We start from the raw sequence: 15,933 nt of genomic DNA, 5'->3' as shown, positions 1-15,933 counted from the left end.
CCCTGAACCCACTGCGCGACCCGCACGACCGCCGCCTGCCGAGCATCCCCGAGCCGTGCGCCCTCGTCATCTTCGGCGTCACGGGCGACCTCGCCCGCAAGAAACTCATCCCGGCGCTGTACGACCTCGCCAACCGGGGTCTCCTGCCGGCCGCGTTCGTCATCGTCGGCTTCGCCCGCCGTGACTGGGATTCCGGTGAGTTCGAGGAACTCGCCAAGGAAGCCGCCCGACGCGGCGCCCGGACGCCGTGGCGCGACAGCGTGTGGAGCCGCCTGGCCGGAACGTTCAAGTTCGTGCCCGGCTCCTTCGACGACGACGAGGCCTTCGACACGCTCAACTCCACATTGGAGGAACTCAAGAGCTCGCACGCCATCGGTGGAAACGCCGCGTTCTACTTCTCCATCCCCCCGACGGCGTTCCCGACCGTCCTGCGACAACTCGACCGGACCGGAGCGGCCGACAACAGCAAGAGCGGCGGCTGGCGTCGCGTCGTCGTCGAGAAGCCGTTCGGCAACGACCTCACCTCGGCGCGCGAACTCGACGACCTCGTCGACGACGTGTTCACCGCGGAGGACGTCTTCCGCATCGACCACTACCTCGGCAAGGAGACGGTCCAGAACATCCTGGCGCTGCGCTTCGCCAACGCCCTGTTCGAACCGGTCTGGAACTCGCACTACGTCGACTCCGTCCAGATCACCATGGCCGAGGACGTCGGCATCGGCTCCCGCGCGGGCTTCTACGACTCGGCCGGGGCCGCCCGCGACGTCCTCCAGAACCACCTGCTGCAACTCCTCGCGCTCACCGCCATGGAGGAACCCGTCGGCTACGCCGCCGAGGAGATCCGCACCGAGAAGCTCAAGGTCCTGCGCGCGATCACCATTCCCGACGACCTCGCCACCTACGCCGTACGCGGCCAGTACGGCCCCGGCTGGGTCGCCGGCACCGAGGTCGGCGGCTACCTCGACGAGAACGACATCCCCGCCGACTCCGCCACCGAGACCTACGTGGCGGTGAAACTCGGCATCCAGAATCGACGCTGGGCCGGCGTCCCGTTCTACCTCCGCACCGGCAAACGACTCCCCCGCCGCGTCACCGAGATCGCCGTCGTCTTCAAACGCGCCCCCCACCTGCCGTTCAGCGACTATGACACCGAGACCCTCGGCCAGAACCAGCTCGTCATCCGGGTCCAACCCGACGAGGGCGTCACCGTCAAGTTCGGGTCCAAAGTCCCCGGAACCGGCATGGAACTGCGCGACATCTCCATGGACTTCCACTACGGCGAGGCCTTCACCGAGTCCAGCCCCGAAGCCTACGAGCGGCTCATCCGCGACGTCCTCCTCGGCGACAAAATGTTGTTCCCCGACGCCGCCGAGGTCGAGGCGAGCTGGGCCGTCATCGACCCGCTGCACGAGTACTGGCAGGACCACAAACCGCACACCTACCCCGCGGGAACCTGGGGACCGGTCGCCGCCGATCAGATGCTCGCCGCCGACGACCGCGCTTGGCGCCGCGCCTAAACACCACCATCCACCCGCCTCAGCAGGGGAAAGAGACACCGTGATAGCGCTCTGGGACACCACCGCCACCGAGGTCGTCGACGCGCTCGCCGCCGAACGACACTCGGCGGGAGGCACGAGCGGCCTCGCCCTCAACCTCGTCGTCATCGTCGACGAACAAGGCGAACGCGACGCGGAGGTCGCCCTCACCCACGCCGCCCAGCAGCACCCGTGCCGACTGCTCATCGTCGTCCGCCGCGACGGGCACGGCGACACGGCACGCCTCGACGCCGAGATCGTCGTCGGCGGTCGCCTCGGACCGTGTGAGGCCGTCGTGATGCGCATGTACGGCCCGCTCGCCGATCACTCCGAGTCGGTCATCATGCCGCTGTTGGCATCCGACGTCCCCGTCGTCACGTGCTGGTTCGTTCCTCCGCCGCCGTGCGCGGCGGAGGACCCGCTCGGCGCGTTCGCCGATCGGCGCATCACCTACAGCGCGCATGCCGACCAGCCGGTGGCCGCCCTGCGCGTCCGCGCCGAGGACTACAACCCCGGCGACACCGACCTCTCCTGGACCCGGATCACCTACTGGCGGACGCTCATCGCCAGTGCCTTCGACACCGCGACGGCGCCCGCCGAGTCGGTCACCATCCACGGTTCCGCCTCCGACCCGAGCGTCGCGCTGATGGCGGGCTGGTTCGGCACCCGTCTCGGCCTGACGCCGACCATTCGCGACGCCGAGGTCGTCCGCGACAGCCCGCACCTGCCCGCGATCAAGGCGGTGTCGTTCCAGCTCGAAGGCGGCGACGAGATCGCCGTCACCCGCGACGAGGACGGCCGGACCCTGTTGCGTCGCACCGGTTTCCCCGACCGTATCCAGACGATCAAGGGTCGGATGCTCGGTGAGCTCCTCGCCGAGGAACTGCGCCACCTCGACCCCGACCAGTCCTATGAGGCGGCCCTGCGGGAATGCACCCGGCCCGGTGGCCTGTGCCAAGCGGAGGAGACCGCGTGACCGCCGCCAGTGTCGTCGTTCACCCGAACGCCGACGTCCTCGCGCAATCCGTGGCGGCGCGACTGGCGACGTCCATCATCGACGCCCAGGCGGCGCGAGGCGAGGCGTCCATCGTGCTCACCGGCGGGCGCATCGCCAAGGCTGTCTACACCGCCCTCGGCGCCAGCCCCATCCGCGACGCCATCGACTGGGGCCGCGTCGACTTCTGGTGGGGTGACGAACGGTTCCTGCCGTCGGGTGATCCCGAACGCAACGAGACCCAGGCCCGCGATAGCCTCCTCGACACGCTGCCCGTCGACCCGGCTCGGGTGCACGCGATGCCCGCGCCCGACGGGCCCGACGGCGACGACCCGGAGGCCGCGGCCGCGCGCTACGCCGCCGAGCTCGCGACGGCGGCGGGGCCGGGCAGCCGCACCATGCCGCACCTGGACGTCGTCATGCTCGGGATCGGCGAGGACGCCCATGTCGCGTCCGTGTTCCCCGGTCACCCGGCCGTCTACGAGTCCCGTGACGTCGTCGCCGTCCGTGGAGCGCCGAAGCCCCCGTCGACCAGGATCACCCTGACCTTCGGTGGCATCAACACCGCCGACGAGGTGTGGCTCATCGCCGCCGGGGGCGGCAAGGCCGACGCGGTCGCGTTGGCGTTGTCCGGGTCGGGGCCGACGCAGACACCGGCCGCCGGTGTCGCGGGTGTGGCGCACACCCGCTGGCTGCTGGATCGCAGTGCGGCGGTGGCGCTGCCGGCGCGGTTCCGCAGCCCTCGCCGTTAGACGACGACCGGAAGTCCACTATGAACACAGCGTTCCTCGCTGCTTCGGGTTGAGGCCACGCGGAACGCGGTGAGTCGCGCCGCGCCGCGTGCGCCTTTACCTCGCCGCCGATATATAGCTAGATCGTTCCATGGCAACGAGGGCCTCGAGAAACGCAGTGGCGGATGGCGACGGGAGACCGCATCATTGCCGGGGCCGCCCGCACCATCGCGGGCGTCGATCATCGAGACAAAGGACGTTTCATGCAGTACCGCCTCATCGAAACCCCGCACCGGACGGTCGTCGTCGACGGTCCGGGGTCGGCCATCGGCAGCGACCGCGACGCGAGCGACCTGGTCTCGGCCGCCCTCAGCGATGACGCCGAAGCGGTCGCGGTGACGGTGGAACGGCTCGACAGGGCCTTCTTCGACTTGTCGACGGGCATCGCCGGAACCCTGGCGCAGAAGTGCGTCCAGTACCGGCTCTTCTTCGCCGTCATCGGCGATGTCTCGAAGTACGAGGAGGAGAGCGACTCCTTCGCGGGCCTCGTCCTCGAAGCCCGGCGTGGTCGCGGCCAACTCGCGTTCGTCGCGGACCTCGACGAACTGTGGAGCCGCCTCGCCACGATGCGGCGCTGATCGATCGTGTGCCGCGCGGCGCGCCTCAGCGGCCGTCGCGCGNCACCCCGGTCCTACGACCGTTGAGCCGGAACAGTTCGGTCAGCCCGCCGCGCAGCTGACGCCGTGCGATGGTCGAATCGGCTCCGTCGAGAGAATACGGTCGGCCGTCCGAGTACGCCCGCACCACGAGCGCGATCGCCTCCCCCACCATCCCGATCCCGATGGACAGGGCGATGGGCCGCGCCGCCTCTGTCATGCCGCCCCAGCTCGCGAGCAGGGAGAATCCGCCGCTGACGGCGAGGGTCAGGAACCACGTCAGGAACGTGACCCCCGTGTAGCGCTGCCAGAGGACGCCATCGCGGATGGCGAGCCGGATCGTCGCGCCGCGAAGGAAACCGCAGGCGAGTCCGACTAGGACGGTTCCGGCGAGCCAGAGGCCGTCGTGGACTCGGACTCCGCCCTCACCCGCGATCTCGTGGACACCCACGCCGGTGAGGATCAGCGGCGCGACCAAGAGATCGCGAGCGTTGAGCGGCTCCCCGATCGACCGCTTGGCGATCACGAAGATCACCGCGATGACGAGGAGAACGATTGTCAAGGGGCTCATGGGGCCAGGCTCTCCGTCCGATTTTATTTAGCACGTGTATGTCAAATAATTTAACACGCGGATGCTATAACATCGTCTTGTGCCTAAAATCGTCGATCCCGAACGCCGCCGCAAGGACATCACCGACGCGGTCTTTCGGGTCATCGAACGTGACGGCCTGGATTCCGCGTCACTCCGCAACATCGCGAACGAGGCGGAACTGGCGATCGGCTCGGTCCGCCACTACTTCGCCGACCACGACGCGGTCATGGCCTTCGCGCTCCGCGAACTGACCGAGCAGACAGGACGGCGAATCCAGAATCACGTGGGGCGGCTACTCGCCCCGTCCGACGACGAGGACCGCCGCGAAGCCGTCGTCAACGCACTGGCGGAGTTCCTCCCCCTCGACGACGAACGGCGCCTGGAGGTGATCGTGTGGCTCGAGTTCGTCACCGCCGCGCGGACCCGGCCGCGACTGTCGGACGACGCCCGCCGCATTCACGACGGAATGCGCGTGATCCTGCGGCGGTTCCTGTCTCGTGCCAAGGAGAACGGCAGGTTGAGGACGTCCCGCGACGTCGACGTCGAGACTGAACGGCTCGCCGCCGTCCTGGACGGCCTGGCGATGTCCATGGTGCTCCGCCCCGACCGGCTCGACGGGGAGGCCGCGCTCGCGGCACTCAGAAGCCACGTCGACGGTCTCATCGACGGCGGGGACGGACGTTTACGAGGGCGCCTCGCCTCGGCGAGCCCTGAGCGCCGCGAGCGCCTCGGCGAGAAGCTGCTCGCCCTCCTCCGCGGAGCGGCGTTCCATCACGTAGGCCACGTGGGTCTTGTAAGGCCGCTGTACGGGCGGTTCCGGGGGTGCGTCACGGTCGGTGCCGGCGGGCAGGCCGCACCGGCGACACTCCCAGGTCTCGGGGATCTGCGCACGCACCGAAAAGGACGGACGGGTCTGGTGTCCGTTGACACACCAGTAATCTACGAACTGACGCGGCGCGGGCTCGCCGCGCTCGGGCACACTCGGCGAGCCGCCGCCGACACGGGTACCACGGATCGCGTTTCCACTGACCATCGTTTGACTCGCTCCTTCACAGGGGGGCGCTGTGTTGGGCTAGGCGTCACCCGGAGCCAGTGTGGCTTCGAGCGGCGGTCGTTTCGGGGGAAACGTCCGACTGCCTGAGTCTATGGCTCGCGACCGGCAATGGGAAGGGCGTGGCACCGAAATCTTGCGGAATCGTAGGAACCGCTGAGCTGCCGATACACGACGGCACCGGCGTGCCAGAGGGCAGCGCCGGTGTGCGTTACGAGCGAGGTCAGGCGGTCATGATGGTGCGCAGCAGCACACCGAACGCGATGATCCCGGCGAGCCAGAAAACGCCGACGACGACCGTGATCCGGTCGAGGTTCTTCTCAGCGACGGACGAGCCGGAGAGGTTGGAGCTGACACCGCCACCGAACATGCTCGACAGGCCGCCACCCTTACCGCGGTGCAGCAGGACGAGCAGAACCAGCGCCGCACTCGTCAACACGAGCGCCGCGACGACGACGTACAAGATCACCTGCATCATTGTGGTTCGTGGGGTCCTCTCACGATTGGCGATTCACCTGGCCATAACGGCTATGGGGCACTACTGACCCGGGGGTCGGCAGAAGCATACATGAGCTGTCACACCTAACCGGCCACGCCCAGCGAGGCGATGTCGACGGCACCGTGTTGGAGATTGAGGACGGCCCCTCGGACGTTCTTCCCGCACAGCGACAACACCTTTGTGTGGCTGATCGGGACCGTCACGGCCTCCTCGGCGATGCGCTTGTCGACGGCGCCCCAGAGCTCGTAGGCCTCATCGGTGTTGCCCGCCGCGTTGGCGGCGTCGATCAACTCGTTGATGTCGGCGTCGTCCAGGCGGGCGTAGTTCGTGTTCGCCTTGTTGATGATCGAATCGCCGTGGTACATCGCGGGAAGCGTCCCCGAACCGCCCGGCCAGTCGGCGATCCACCCGGCCAGGGTCAGGTCGCCCTGCTTGTCCAGGTCGTCGACGACCCCGAAGAACTGGTCGGGGGCGATCAGGTTCAGCTCGATGGTGATGCCGAGACGGGCGTAGGTGGCCTGAATCGACTCGGCGAGACGCTTGCCCGTCGGGGTGTCGGTGCCGTCGAGTGAAAGCTTCTTGGGACAGTCACCGGCGTCGGCGAGGAGCTGCTGAGCGCGTTCCAGATCCCCGTCGGGATTGTCCGAGAGGCCGAAGACGTCGAAGTCGGCGTGGCCCGGGTCGCCGGGCGGTAGGACCGTGGTGGCGTACTCGCCGAAGATCTGCCCGCCCAGTACGTCCAGGAACTTGCGCTTGTTGAAGCCGATGACGAGCGCCTTGCGGCATTCGATGTCGGGCACCGATTCGGTGTTGATCGCGAGGTAGCGGATCGCGGACGTCGGGCCGGTCACCGTCTGCGCCATCAGCTCATCGTCGTTGACGACCTGCTGCACGTAGTTGGCGGGCACGTTCTGGTACATGACGGCGTTGGCGTAGTCGGGGTTGTCGTTGACGATCTGCTGCGCCGCGTACTCCCTGGCCACACCGAAGAGGTACTTGACGGCGTCGGGGCGCGCCTCCCTGACGGGGTCGGTCTCGGAGTCCCAGTGCTCGTTGCGCTCGAACAGGGCGTGACCCTGCCCGCCGTCCGTCGCCGGTTCGTACTCGGTGAGCTTGTACGGGCCCGTCGCCACCGGGTCCAGACCGTAGTCGCCCCAGGTGTCGGCGTCCGCGGGCACGGGCGAGAACGCGGGCATCGCCGCCGCCGCGGGGAAGTTGCTCGCGGGAGTCTTCAGCGTGAAGCGGATCGTGTGGTCGTCGTCGCAGACGACGCCACGGTCCTCGGTCAGGTCGCCGTCGGTCCGGGGGCCCTTGTAGTCGTCGGGAATGTCGAGCCACGCGGGAATGTAGGGCGGCCCGCCGTCGACCTGGGCTTTCTTGCCGTGGCGGATGTCGTAACTGCGCAGCACGCCATAGCGAACGTCGGCACAGGTGACTTCCTCGCCGGTCTCCCACTTGACGTCGTCGCGCAGCGTGAACACCCACTCCGTGAAGTCCTCATTGGGTGTTCCGACGTCCGTGGCCAAGTCCCCCACCAACTCCGGCTCCGTGCCATCCGACGGAACGGTGAAGGTGGTCAATGTCCGCGTAATCAACTGCGATACATTGAACAAGTCGGCGATGAACATCCCCTGCGGGTCAAGGGACTCAAAGCCCTCGCTTTCCGTCACGACCGTGACAGTTCCCCCCGTCACGGGCTCGTCGGCGACGTTGGCCACGGCCGGCGGCTCGTCCGTACAGGCTGCCAACAGGCCTGAGACCAGTGCCGCCGACACCAGCGCGCCGACCGCGCGCAACGAGGTTCGTGTGTTCGGAGAACCAGACATCGTGCCACTCCTGAAGGGGTGCAAGTCAAGACGGTTTACCGCAGCGCCCGCCACCGGTGGACACACTCTAATTCGGTTCGGTCATGAGGACAGCACCGGGCCGGTAAAGATAACGGAACGGATACCGGTCACACCCATCACGGGGCGAACCGACATCCGTTCCGATGAATACCTTTGATCGCGTTGACCTGCGTCAACTCGCGACGGTGTGCTCCGGGAACCGGCAGATCGACACGAACTCCTCCGCGTCGATGCTCGCGCCGCCGACCAGCGCCCCGTCCACATCAGCCTTCGCCATGATGGACGCGACGTTCGCGGACTTCACCGAGCCTCCGTAGAGGATGCGGATGCTCTGCGCCACTTCGCCGTAACGCTCGGACAGCAACGTCCGCAGCGCGCCGGCGACCTCCTGGGCGTCCTCCGGCGTCGCCGTCTTGCCCGTCCCGATCGCCCAGACCGGCTCGTAGGCGACGACGACCTTGCCGACCTCCTCGGCGTTGAGCCGGTCGAGCCCGGCCAGCAGCTGGGCGCTCACGTGCGCGACCTGGTCGCCCGCGTTGCGAATGTCGAGCCCCTCACCGACGCACAGGATCGGGGAGATGCCGACCGACAGCGCCGCCCGCACCTTGCCCGCGATGAGTTCGTCGTCCTCGTGGTGGTACTGCCGCCGCTCCGAGTGGCCGATGACCACATAGGAGCACCCGAGCTTCGCGAGCATCGACCCGGAGATCTCACCGGTGTACGCGCCGTTCGGGTGTGTCGACAGGTCCTGGGCTCCATAACCGAGCAGCAGCTTGTCGGCGTCGATCACCGTCTGCACGCTGCGAATGTCCACGTAGGGCGGCAGAACGACCACTTCCACGTCCGACAGTTGCTTCTCGTCCAAGCTGAACGCCAGCTTCTGGACGAGGGCGATCGCCTCGAAGTGATTGAGGTTCATCTTCCAGTTGCCGGCGATCAACGGCCGACGGGTCACTGCGTTCACGCTCTACTCCCAACACACAACCACAACGAACGGGATTCCACGACGGCCACGGGCGGGGTGGGGCGCTCGGCCACACCGTAAGCCCACGGACATCGCGAGGTCTCGGCCAGCGGCCGATACGGACGAAAAGGACGATCCACGGGTACTACGACTCCAATATCGACAAGCCCGGGAGGGTCTTGCCCTCCAGGTATTCGAGGCTCGCGCCGCCACCCGTCGAGATGTGACTGAACCCGTCGACGTCGAGGCCGAGCGTGCGGACCGCGGCCGCCGAGTCACCGCCACCGACGACGCTGAACGCCGACGATTCGACGAGAGCGCGGGCGACGGTCTCCGTGCCGGACGCGAACGCGGGGAACTCGAACACGCCCATCGGACCGTTCCAGAACACCATCGCCGCGTCGGCGAGCTCGGACGCGAACAGGGCGGCCGTCTTCGGGCCGATGTCCAGGCCCATCCGGTCGGACGCGATCGCGTCGACGTCCACCGTCTCGGCGGTCGCGTCGGCCGCGAAACGATCCGCGGTCACCGTGTCGACCGGAAGCACCAGCCGGACGCCGCGCTCGGCGGCCTCCGCGAGAAGCCGACGACACGTGTCGATCTGGTCGGCCTCCAGCAACGAGGTGCCGGTCGGATGTCCTTGGGCGGCAAGGAAGGTGAACATCATGCCGCCGCCGATGAGCAGCCGATCGACCTTGTCGAGCAGGCTCTCGATGACGGCGAGCTTGTCCGAGACCTTCGCCCCGCCGAGCACGACCGCGTACGGACGCTGCGGGTCCTCGGTGAGTCGTTTGAGGACGGTGACCTCGGTCGTGACGAGATAGCCGGCGTAGTGCGGAAGCAGGGTCGCCACGTCATAGACGCTGGCGTGACGCCGATGGACGGCGCCGAAGGCGTCGTCCACGTAGACGTCCGCGAAGGCCGCGAGCTTCGCCGCGAAGGCCGCCCGAACGGCGTCGTCCTTCGAGGTCTCGCCCTCGTTGAACCGCAGGTTCTCCAACAGCACGACGCCGCCGCCGTCCAGTTCCTCGACGAGTGAGCGGGCACTGTCACCGACCGTGTCCGACGCGAAGGCCACGTCGGACTCCAGCAGCTCGGCTAGGCGCTTGGCCACCGGAGCGAGACTGAACCGCGCCTCGGGCGCCCCTTTCGGGCGACCGAGGTGGGCGCAGACGACAAGCCGGGCACCCGCGTCGCGCAGTCGCTTCAGCGTCGGCACGACACCGCGAATGCGGCCGTCGTCGGTAATGCGGGTGCCGTCCAACGGGACGTTGAGGTCGGCACGCACGAGTACGCGCCGACCTCCGACACCCTCCGACAGGAGTGCGTCGATCGTCTTCATCTAGATGTCACCGACGAGGCCGACGACGTCGATGAGGCGGTTGGAGTAGCCCCACTCGTTGTCGTACCAGCCGACGACCTTGACCTGGTCGCCGATGACCTTCGTCAGACCGGCGTCGAAGATGCACGACGCCGGGTCGGTCACGATGTCCGCCGACACGATCGGGTCCTCGGTGTAACGGAGGATGCCCGCGAGCTCGCCCTCGGCGGCCGCGCGGATGGCGGCGTTGACCTCGTCGACGGTCGTCTCGCGCGAGGCGGTGAACGTCAGGTCGGTGGCGGAACCGGTCGGGATCGGCACTCGCATGGCGAAACCGTCGAGCTTGCCCTTGAGCTCCGGCATGACCAGACCGATCGCCTTCGCGGCACCGGTCGATGTCGGAACGACGTTGGTCGCCGCCGCGCGGGCGCGACGCAGGTCGCTGTGCGGGCCGTCCTGGAGGTTCTGGTCCTGCGTGTAGGCGTGGATCGTCGTCATCAGGCCGCGCTCGATGCCGACGGTCTCGTGCAGGGCCTTCGCCATCGGCGCGAGGCAGTTGGTCGTGCACGACGCGTTCGAGATGACGGTGTGCTTGGCCGGGTCATAGGCGTCGTGGTTGACACCCATGACGATCGTGACGTCCTCGTTCTTGGCGGGCGCCGAGATGATGACCTTCTTCGCGCCGTTGTCGGCGTGAACGCGCGCCTTGTCGGCGTCGGTGAAGAAGCCGGTCGACTCGATGACGACGTCGGCTCCGACGTCGCCCCACGGCAGCTTCGCGGGGTCGCGCTCGGCGAAGGCCTTGATCGTGTTGCCGCCGACGGTGATCTCGCCGTCGGACGCCTTCACCTCGTAGGGAAGACGGCCAAGGATGCTGTCGTACTTGAGCAGGTGGGCGGTGGTGGCGGTGTCACCGAGGTCGTTGAAGGCGACCAGCTCGATGTCGGCGCCGGAGGCGAGGATGGCACGGTAGAAGTTGCGACCGATGCGGCCGAAGCCGTTGATTCCAACGCGGATGGTCACGCGATCCATCTCCTTCTGATGAAAAAGGACTGTCGAGTCGTACTGGCGACCGCGTCCTGTGGTGGATGCCCGTTGCTCGACATCCTCGCAGGCGGCAGTCGGCCCCTGCCGGCTTCGTCGCCGAGCACCCTCGACCCTACCGATGGCACGCGGGGCCAATACGGGAAGGCTGGCACTTTGCGACGGCCGGCACGGCGGGTCAGGACACGAGCATGTCCTCGGTCACAGCGGCCTCCACCGGAGGCAGCCCCTGCTTCTGCGCGTGCTTGTTGGCGAGGTTGATGAGTCGGCGAATCCGCCCCGCGATCGCGTCCTTCGTCAGCGGAGGTTCGGCGAGCGCGCCGAGCTCTTCGAGGGACGCCTGTCGGTTCGCCAGGCGCAGTCGCCCGGCCGCGGCGAGGTGGTCGGGAACGTTCTCACCCAGCAGGTCGAGCGCGCGGGTGACCTTCGCGGCGGCGGCGACGGCCGCGCGGGCGGAGCGTCGCAGGTTCGCGTCGTCGAAGTTGGCGAGGCGGTTGGCGGTGGCGCGGACCTCGCGGCGGACGCGACGCTCCTCCCAGGCCAGGACTCCGGTGTGGGCGCCGAGCCGGGTGAGCATCTCGCCGATGGCGTCGCCGTCGCGGATGACCACACGGTCCACGCCGCGAGCGTCGCGGGCCTTCGCGGTCACGCCGAGCCGACGGGCGGCACCGACGAGCGCGAGGGCGGCCTCAGGACCGGGACAGGTGATCTCCATCGACGATGATCGACCGGGTTCGGTGAGGGAGCCGTGCGCGAGGAACGCGCCGCGCCAGGCCGCCACCGCGCAGCACAGGTTCCCGGCGACGACGTGCGCGGGCAGTCCACGAACGGGGCGGCCTCGGGCGTCGAGCAGGCCCGTCTGCCGCGCGAGCGCCTCACCGTCGCTGATGACGCGGAGGACGTAGTGGGTTTGACGGCGCAGCCCCCCGGCCGTCAACACCTGCATCTCGCTCGTGTACCCGTAGGCGTCGATGATCGCCTGCCGCAGTCGACGCGCGGCACTGCCGGCGTCGAGCTCGGCCTCGACGACGAGTACACCCCCGACGAGGTGCAGTCCACCGGAGAACCGGAACAGCGAGCTCATTTCAGCGCGTCGACAGCACGGTTTCGTGTTGTCGGTTCGGCTCAATTCGTCCTTGACGGCTGCCGTCATCGCCATGCGCTTTTCCCCACCTCGGTTCGCTGTATGACTGATTCAAGGGCGACCGCCAGCGCGCCGTGGTCGTGTCGGGTCGGGCTCGCCGACTCCGCGACCGCCGCCAGCTCTAGACGTGCCCCCAACGATTGTGCCGCACGAGTGACCGGTTCGGGATCACCGGTTGCCTGGGTGTCGGCGATGACGACGTCGATCGTCAGCCCGGGGGCGTACGCGGCGAACGCGGCGAGGTGGCCGGCGAGGGACAGACCGGAGGTCTCGTTCTCGGCGGCGAGATTGAGCACGACGACGCGGCGGGCCGGGCTGGCGATGATCGCCTCGCGCAGTTCCGGCACGAGGAGGTGCGGGATGACGCTCGTGTACCAGGAGCCGGGGCCGAACACGAGCCAGTCCGCCTCGGCGATCGCGCCGAGCGCCTCGGGACAGGCGGAGGGGTGCGGTGGGAGAAGGCGGACCTGTTCGACGTTTCCCCTCGCGACGGCCACGTCGTGCTGGCCGCGGACGACGGTGGTGGCCGCTCCGTTGGTGATGTCGGCTTCGATGTCGAGGGGAACGGTCGCCATGGGGATGACGCGTCCGGTGGCGTCGAGCAGCGCGGCGGCGGCGTCGAGGGCGGCAACCGGGTCGCCGAGGGTCTCCATGAGGCCCGCCAGCATGAGGTTGCCGAGGGCGTGCCCGGCGAGTTCGTCGTCGCCTTCGAAGCGGTGGCCGAACATGTCGGCGAGGGCGTCCTCTCGCGGGGACAGCGCGAGGAGTGCCTTGCGGAGGTCGCCAGGCGGGATCAGGGGTCTGGTCGCGCGGAGACGCCCCGAGGAGCCGCCGTCGTCGGCGACGGTGACGACGGCGGTGATGTCGGCGTCAAGCCCGCGCAGGGCCCGCAAGGAGGCGGCGAGGCCCTTGCCGCCGCCGAACGCGACGACGCGGCTGTTCACTCCAGCCCCTTGTCTCGGTGGTGCGGATATGCCGACAGTCCTTCCTCTCGCAGGGTTGACGCCAGGGCCTCCGCTATCGCGACGCTGCGGTGCTTTCCACCGGTGCAGCCGACGGCGATGGTGACGTAGCGCTTGCCCTCGCGCTCGAAACCGGGCGCGGTGTGACCGATCAGCGTGGCGTAGTCGTCGATGAACTCACGCGCTCCGGGTTGGCCGAGCACATAGTCGGAGACGGGACCGTCGGTGCCGGTGAAGTCCCTCAGTTCGGGAATCCAATAGGGGTTCGGGAGGAAGCGGACGTCGACCACGAAGTCGGCGTCGAGCGGGATGCCGTACTTGAAGCCGAACGACAGGGTCGTGATGCGGATCTTGCGGGCGTCGGCGGGCGCGAACAGCTCCTCGACTCGGGCGCGAAGCTGGTTCTCGTTGAGGTGGGAGGTGTCGATGAGCGCGTCGGCGGCTTCGCGGGCGGCCGCCAGGAGCTTGCGTTCGGCGGAGATGCCGTCGAGGATTCGGCCCTCGCCTTGCAACGGGTGCGCGCGACGGACCTTCTCGTACCGACGCACGAGCACGTCGTCCTCCGCGTCGACGAACACGACGCGCGGACGGAAGCCGCGGGCCTTGAGTTCGGCGACGGCACCGGCGAGGTCGGCCGTGAAGGCGTGCGAACGGACGTCGAGGACCATGGCGGTGCGCCGGGTGGCGTCGCCGGACTCGAAGGCGAGTTCGGCCATCGGGAGCATCAGCGACTCGGGCAGGTTGTCGACCACGTAATAGCCGACGTTCTCCAGGGCTTTGGCGACGGTGCTGCGTCCGCCACCGGAGGCGCCGGTCACGATCACGAGGTCGAGCCGGGCGCGGGCGGAGTCCTCGGTTGAAGTAGAACGCAATGGCATCCGTCGAGTATGCCTGTCACCGGCCGGGTCACCGTCTCCGACAGGCGACCGGGGAGGAGCCCGGCCGCGCCCGCGGTGGCGGCCTGGTGAGTCCCGTGTGTCAGGACGTGGCCGCGACCATTTCGAGAGACATGGAACGCTATCGATCTCGCCGATACCAGGCGCGGGAACCGGCCGTCATCGTGAGACCGACGATGACGAGCGCCAGCACCGCGGCCGCCGCCCCGGTGCCGGATCCCCCTTTCAGCAGCGACATCGCGGACACGGCCATGACGACGCCCTGTGTCAGGAGGAGGGCGAGCCAGACGGGCTCGTCGCCGCGTCGCATCATGACGGCCAGCGCGGCGACGATGCCGCCGACAACGGACTCGACGAGAGCGTCGGCGGAACCATCCAACATGGATCGAATCGCCGGTATGAGGAGCAGCATCGACTCGGCGGCCACGAGGACCTCGAGAACCTTGACGATGCGCGGTTTACGGGGCTCGGCCGTCGTGGATCTCATGATCTGGTTCGCCTCTCAGATGGGAATGGGGGTGCTGTGGGTGGTGGGCGGGTGTCGCAGGTTCCATGCCGGTCCCGGCGTGAGGACACGACGACCTTGCCGCCGTCGGTCGCCGCGTCGGCGATCTCCTGACGCCCTCGTGTCGACTCAGCGGCACGTCCGCCGACGAGGTCGGCGTTCACCGCGCTGCGGTCCACCGCCGCGCGGACGGACTCAGGATGAGCGCGATGGTCGCGACGGCGATCGACAATCCGACCACGTCCATGCCCCAGGACTCCCGGTTGAGCGCGATCGCGGCGCAGGCCAGCCCGAACACGCACTCGGCGGCGACGACGAGTCGGCGCGCTCGCTCGCCCCGGCGCATCATCCCGACCACCATCACCGCCATGACGACCCCGAACAGCAGCACACCGGACGACGCCGCGCTGATCTCGGCACCGCGCCGCAGCTCCGCCATCACGAAGGAGACACCGACGGCCACGATGAGGCCCGCCTGAGCGGCCGCGAGGACCTGCGCGACGAGCATGGTGATCGGTTTGGAAACGGAGGTGGTGGACACGCGAAGACCTTTCATGGCAATGGTTCTGTGTCTCACCACTGTGGCATCCCCATGCCAGTCGACAGGGCGTCGCGAGCGCGCGACCCATGGGAGCGCGCGCCGACTCAGGCGAGTGCGTGGGCGACGAACGGTGATGTCCACTGTGAGGAGTAGATCGAACGGGCAACGCGCCGAGGAACTGGGCTCTCCCACGGCGGAACGCACAGCCACGGCGTCGACGTCCGCGACAGACGGTTCCTCGTCACGGTTCGGGCGTGTACCAGCGGCAGACCGTCGGCTTCAACGCGAGCGTGATGATCGCCGCTCCCAACGCGATGCCGACAACGTTACCGATGACGGCGACGTCGCCGTAGACCCCGGAACACACTCGAACGGCGACGAACAGAACCTCCAACGCGATGAGGCCCATCCACGCTCCGGTCCGATTACAGACCATGCCGATGACCAAGGACGCGACGATGAGGCTCAAGACGATGTCGATTGCCGCGGCGAGCTCACCGTCCTCGTTTCCATGTGTCGACGCGTTCACATACGTCGCCACACCCAGAACGAGCGTGGAAACGGCTTGCAGCCCGCCAAGGATTTGGGCGGCGAGAGCGGCCCGGGGTTTCCGAGCCTGACCAGAGGAAGACATGAGTCGTCCATTCTCTT

General features: G+C 68.2%; 17 protein-coding genes and 1 pseudogene. 5 read left to right on the top strand and 13 right to left on the bottom strand.

Annotated features, from left to right (window positions below; genetic code table 11):
* Window positions 1–2 precede the first annotated feature (2 nt).
* The 4 genes from zwf to ACM9NP_RS10405 all read left to right on the top strand — a co-directional run bounded on the left by zwf (window position 3) and on the right by ACM9NP_RS10405 (window position 3,898).
* Complete coding sequence (gene zwf / locus ACM9NP_RS10420) at window positions 3–1,517, top strand: glucose-6-phosphate dehydrogenase (RefSeq protein WP_415646480.1); 1,515 nt, start codon at window positions 3–5, stop codon at window positions 1,515–1,517.
* A 40-nt stretch (window positions 1,518–1,557) separates the two neighbouring features.
* Window positions 1,558–2,511, top strand: coding sequence for a glucose-6-phosphate dehydrogenase assembly protein OpcA (locus ACM9NP_RS10415; protein WP_415646434.1), 954 nt, complete (start codon window positions 1,558–1,560; stop codon window positions 2,509–2,511).
* Window positions 2,508–3,281, top strand: a complete 774-nt coding sequence (gene pgl, locus ACM9NP_RS10410) for a 6-phosphogluconolactonase (protein ID WP_415646433.1) — start codon at window positions 2,508–2,510, stop codon at window positions 3,279–3,281. The genes ACM9NP_RS10415 and pgl overlap by 4 nt, the downstream gene beginning before the upstream one ends.
* Window positions 3,282–3,445: 164 nt before the next feature.
* Window positions 3,446–3,898 carry a DUF4180 domain-containing protein gene (locus ACM9NP_RS10405; protein WP_415646432.1) on the top strand — a complete coding sequence of 151 codons (453 nt, stop codon included), beginning with the start codon at window positions 3,446–3,448 and terminating at the stop codon, window positions 3,896–3,898.
* Between the two features lie 43 nt (window positions 3,899–3,941).
* On the opposite strand, the gene ACM9NP_RS10400 is transcribed toward ACM9NP_RS10405, so the two are convergent.
* Window positions 3,942–4,487, bottom strand: a 546-nt coding sequence (locus tag ACM9NP_RS10400) for a hypothetical protein (protein ID WP_415646431.1), incomplete at its 3' end; no start/stop codon positions are given.
* A 247-nt stretch (window positions 4,488–4,734) separates the two neighbouring features.
* Here ACM9NP_RS10400 and ACM9NP_RS10395 point away from each other — a divergent pair.
* Window positions 4,735–5,160 (top strand): annotated as a pseudogene (locus ACM9NP_RS10395) (TetR family transcriptional regulator C-terminal domain-containing protein); the annotation flags it as partial.
* Window positions 5,161–5,190: 30 nt separating this feature from the next.
* Here the strand turns inward: ACM9NP_RS10395 and ACM9NP_RS10390 are convergent.
* The 12 genes from ACM9NP_RS10390 to ACM9NP_RS10335 all read right to left on the bottom strand — a co-directional run bounded on the left by ACM9NP_RS10390 (window position 5,191) and on the right by ACM9NP_RS10335 (window position 15,916).
* Entirely contained in the window at window positions 5,191–5,541 is a 351-nt protein-coding gene (locus ACM9NP_RS10390; protein ID WP_415646479.1) for an RNA polymerase-binding protein RbpA, read from the bottom strand.
* A 241-nt stretch (window positions 5,542–5,782) separates the two neighbouring features.
* Entirely contained in the window at window positions 5,783–6,022 is a 240-nt protein-coding gene (secG, locus tag ACM9NP_RS10385) for a preprotein translocase subunit SecG (protein WP_415646478.1), read from the bottom strand.
* 119 nt (window positions 6,023–6,141) lie between these two features.
* Complete coding sequence (locus ACM9NP_RS10380; RefSeq protein ID WP_415646430.1) at window positions 6,142–7,884, bottom strand: ABC transporter substrate-binding protein; 1,743 nt, start codon at window positions 7,882–7,884, stop codon at window positions 6,142–6,144.
* Between the two features lie 193 nt (window positions 7,885–8,077).
* Window positions 8,078–8,869, bottom strand: a complete 792-nt coding sequence (tpiA, locus tag ACM9NP_RS10375; protein WP_415646429.1) for a triose-phosphate isomerase — start codon at window positions 8,867–8,869, stop codon at window positions 8,078–8,080.
* 145 nt (window positions 8,870–9,014) lie between these two features.
* A complete protein-coding gene (locus tag ACM9NP_RS10370) occupies window positions 9,015–10,211 on the bottom strand; it encodes a phosphoglycerate kinase (protein ID WP_415646428.1) in 1,197 nt (398 codons plus the stop codon).
* The gene (gene gap / locus ACM9NP_RS10365) at window positions 10,212–11,213 is read right to left on the bottom strand and encodes a type I glyceraldehyde-3-phosphate dehydrogenase (protein WP_415646427.1); all 1,002 of its coding nucleotides are present in this window, start codon (window positions 11,211–11,213) and stop codon (window positions 10,212–10,214) included.
* 199 nt (window positions 11,214–11,412) lie between these two features.
* On the bottom strand, window positions 11,413–12,393 hold the full coding sequence (whiA, locus tag ACM9NP_RS10360; RefSeq protein ID WP_415646426.1) for a DNA-binding protein WhiA: 981 nt from the start codon (window positions 12,391–12,393) through the stop codon (window positions 11,413–11,415).
* Window positions 12,384–13,322 carry a gluconeogenesis factor YvcK family protein gene (locus tag ACM9NP_RS10355; RefSeq protein WP_415646425.1) on the bottom strand — a complete coding sequence of 313 codons (939 nt, stop codon included), beginning with the start codon at window positions 13,320–13,322 and terminating at the stop codon, window positions 12,384–12,386. The genes whiA and ACM9NP_RS10355 overlap by 10 nt, the downstream gene beginning before the upstream one ends.
* On the bottom strand, window positions 13,319–14,218 hold the full coding sequence (gene rapZ, locus ACM9NP_RS10350) for an RNase adapter RapZ (RefSeq protein ID WP_415646424.1): 900 nt from the start codon (window positions 14,216–14,218) through the stop codon (window positions 13,319–13,321). The genes ACM9NP_RS10355 and rapZ overlap by 4 nt, the downstream gene beginning before the upstream one ends.
* Before the next feature lie 139 nt (window positions 14,219–14,357).
* The gene (locus ACM9NP_RS10345; protein WP_415646423.1) at window positions 14,358–14,723 is read right to left on the bottom strand and encodes a hypothetical protein; all 366 of its coding nucleotides are present in this window, start codon (window positions 14,721–14,723) and stop codon (window positions 14,358–14,360) included.
* Window positions 14,724–14,901: 178 nt separating this feature from the next.
* Window positions 14,902–15,282, bottom strand: coding sequence for a hypothetical protein (locus tag ACM9NP_RS10340; RefSeq protein ID WP_415646422.1), 381 nt, complete (start codon window positions 15,280–15,282; stop codon window positions 14,902–14,904).
* Between the two features lie 241 nt (window positions 15,283–15,523).
* A complete protein-coding gene (locus ACM9NP_RS10335; protein ID WP_415646421.1) occupies window positions 15,524–15,916 on the bottom strand; it encodes a hypothetical protein in 393 nt (130 codons plus the stop codon).
* Window positions 15,917–15,933 lie beyond the last annotated feature (17 nt).

The organism is Stackebrandtia soli (genome assembly GCF_965137155.1).
Lineage (GTDB): Bacteria > Actinomycetota > Actinomycetes > Mycobacteriales > Micromonosporaceae > Stackebrandtia > Stackebrandtia soli.
This window is presented reverse-complemented; position numbering and strand designations above follow the sequence as displayed.

What these genes read in the sequence shown, in the direction of transcription:
- ACM9NP_RS10405 (WP_415646432.1), top strand. Translation starts at nt 3,446, where the DNA reads ATGGCGACGGGAGACCGCATCATTGCCGGGGCCGCCCGCACCATCGCG.
- ACM9NP_RS10390 (WP_415646479.1), bottom strand. Translation starts at nt 5,541, where the DNA reads ATGGTCAGTGGAAACGCGATCCGTGGTACCCGTGTCGGCGGCGGCTCG.
- ACM9NP_RS10380 (WP_415646430.1), bottom strand. Translation starts at nt 7,884, where the DNA reads ATGTCTGGTTCTCCGAACACACGAACCTCGTTGCGCGCGGTCGGCGCG.
- ACM9NP_RS10370 (WP_415646428.1), bottom strand. Translation starts at nt 10,211, where the DNA reads ATGAAGACGATCGACGCACTCCTGTCGGAGGGTGTCGGAGGTCGGCGC.
- whiA (WP_415646426.1), bottom strand. Translation starts at nt 12,393, where the DNA reads ATGGCGATGACGGCAGCCGTCAAGGACGAATTGAGCCGAACCGACAAC.
- rapZ (WP_415646424.1), bottom strand. Translation starts at nt 14,218, where the DNA reads ATGCCATTGCGTTCTACTTCAACCGAGGACTCCGCCCGCGCCCGGCTC.
- ACM9NP_RS10345 (WP_415646423.1), bottom strand. Translation starts at nt 14,723, where the DNA reads ATGAGATCCACGACGGCCGAGCCCCGTAAACCGCGCATCGTCAAGGTT.
- ACM9NP_RS10335 (WP_415646421.1), bottom strand. Translation starts at nt 15,916, where the DNA reads ATGTCTTCCTCTGGTCAGGCTCGGAAACCCCGGGCCGCTCTCGCCGCC.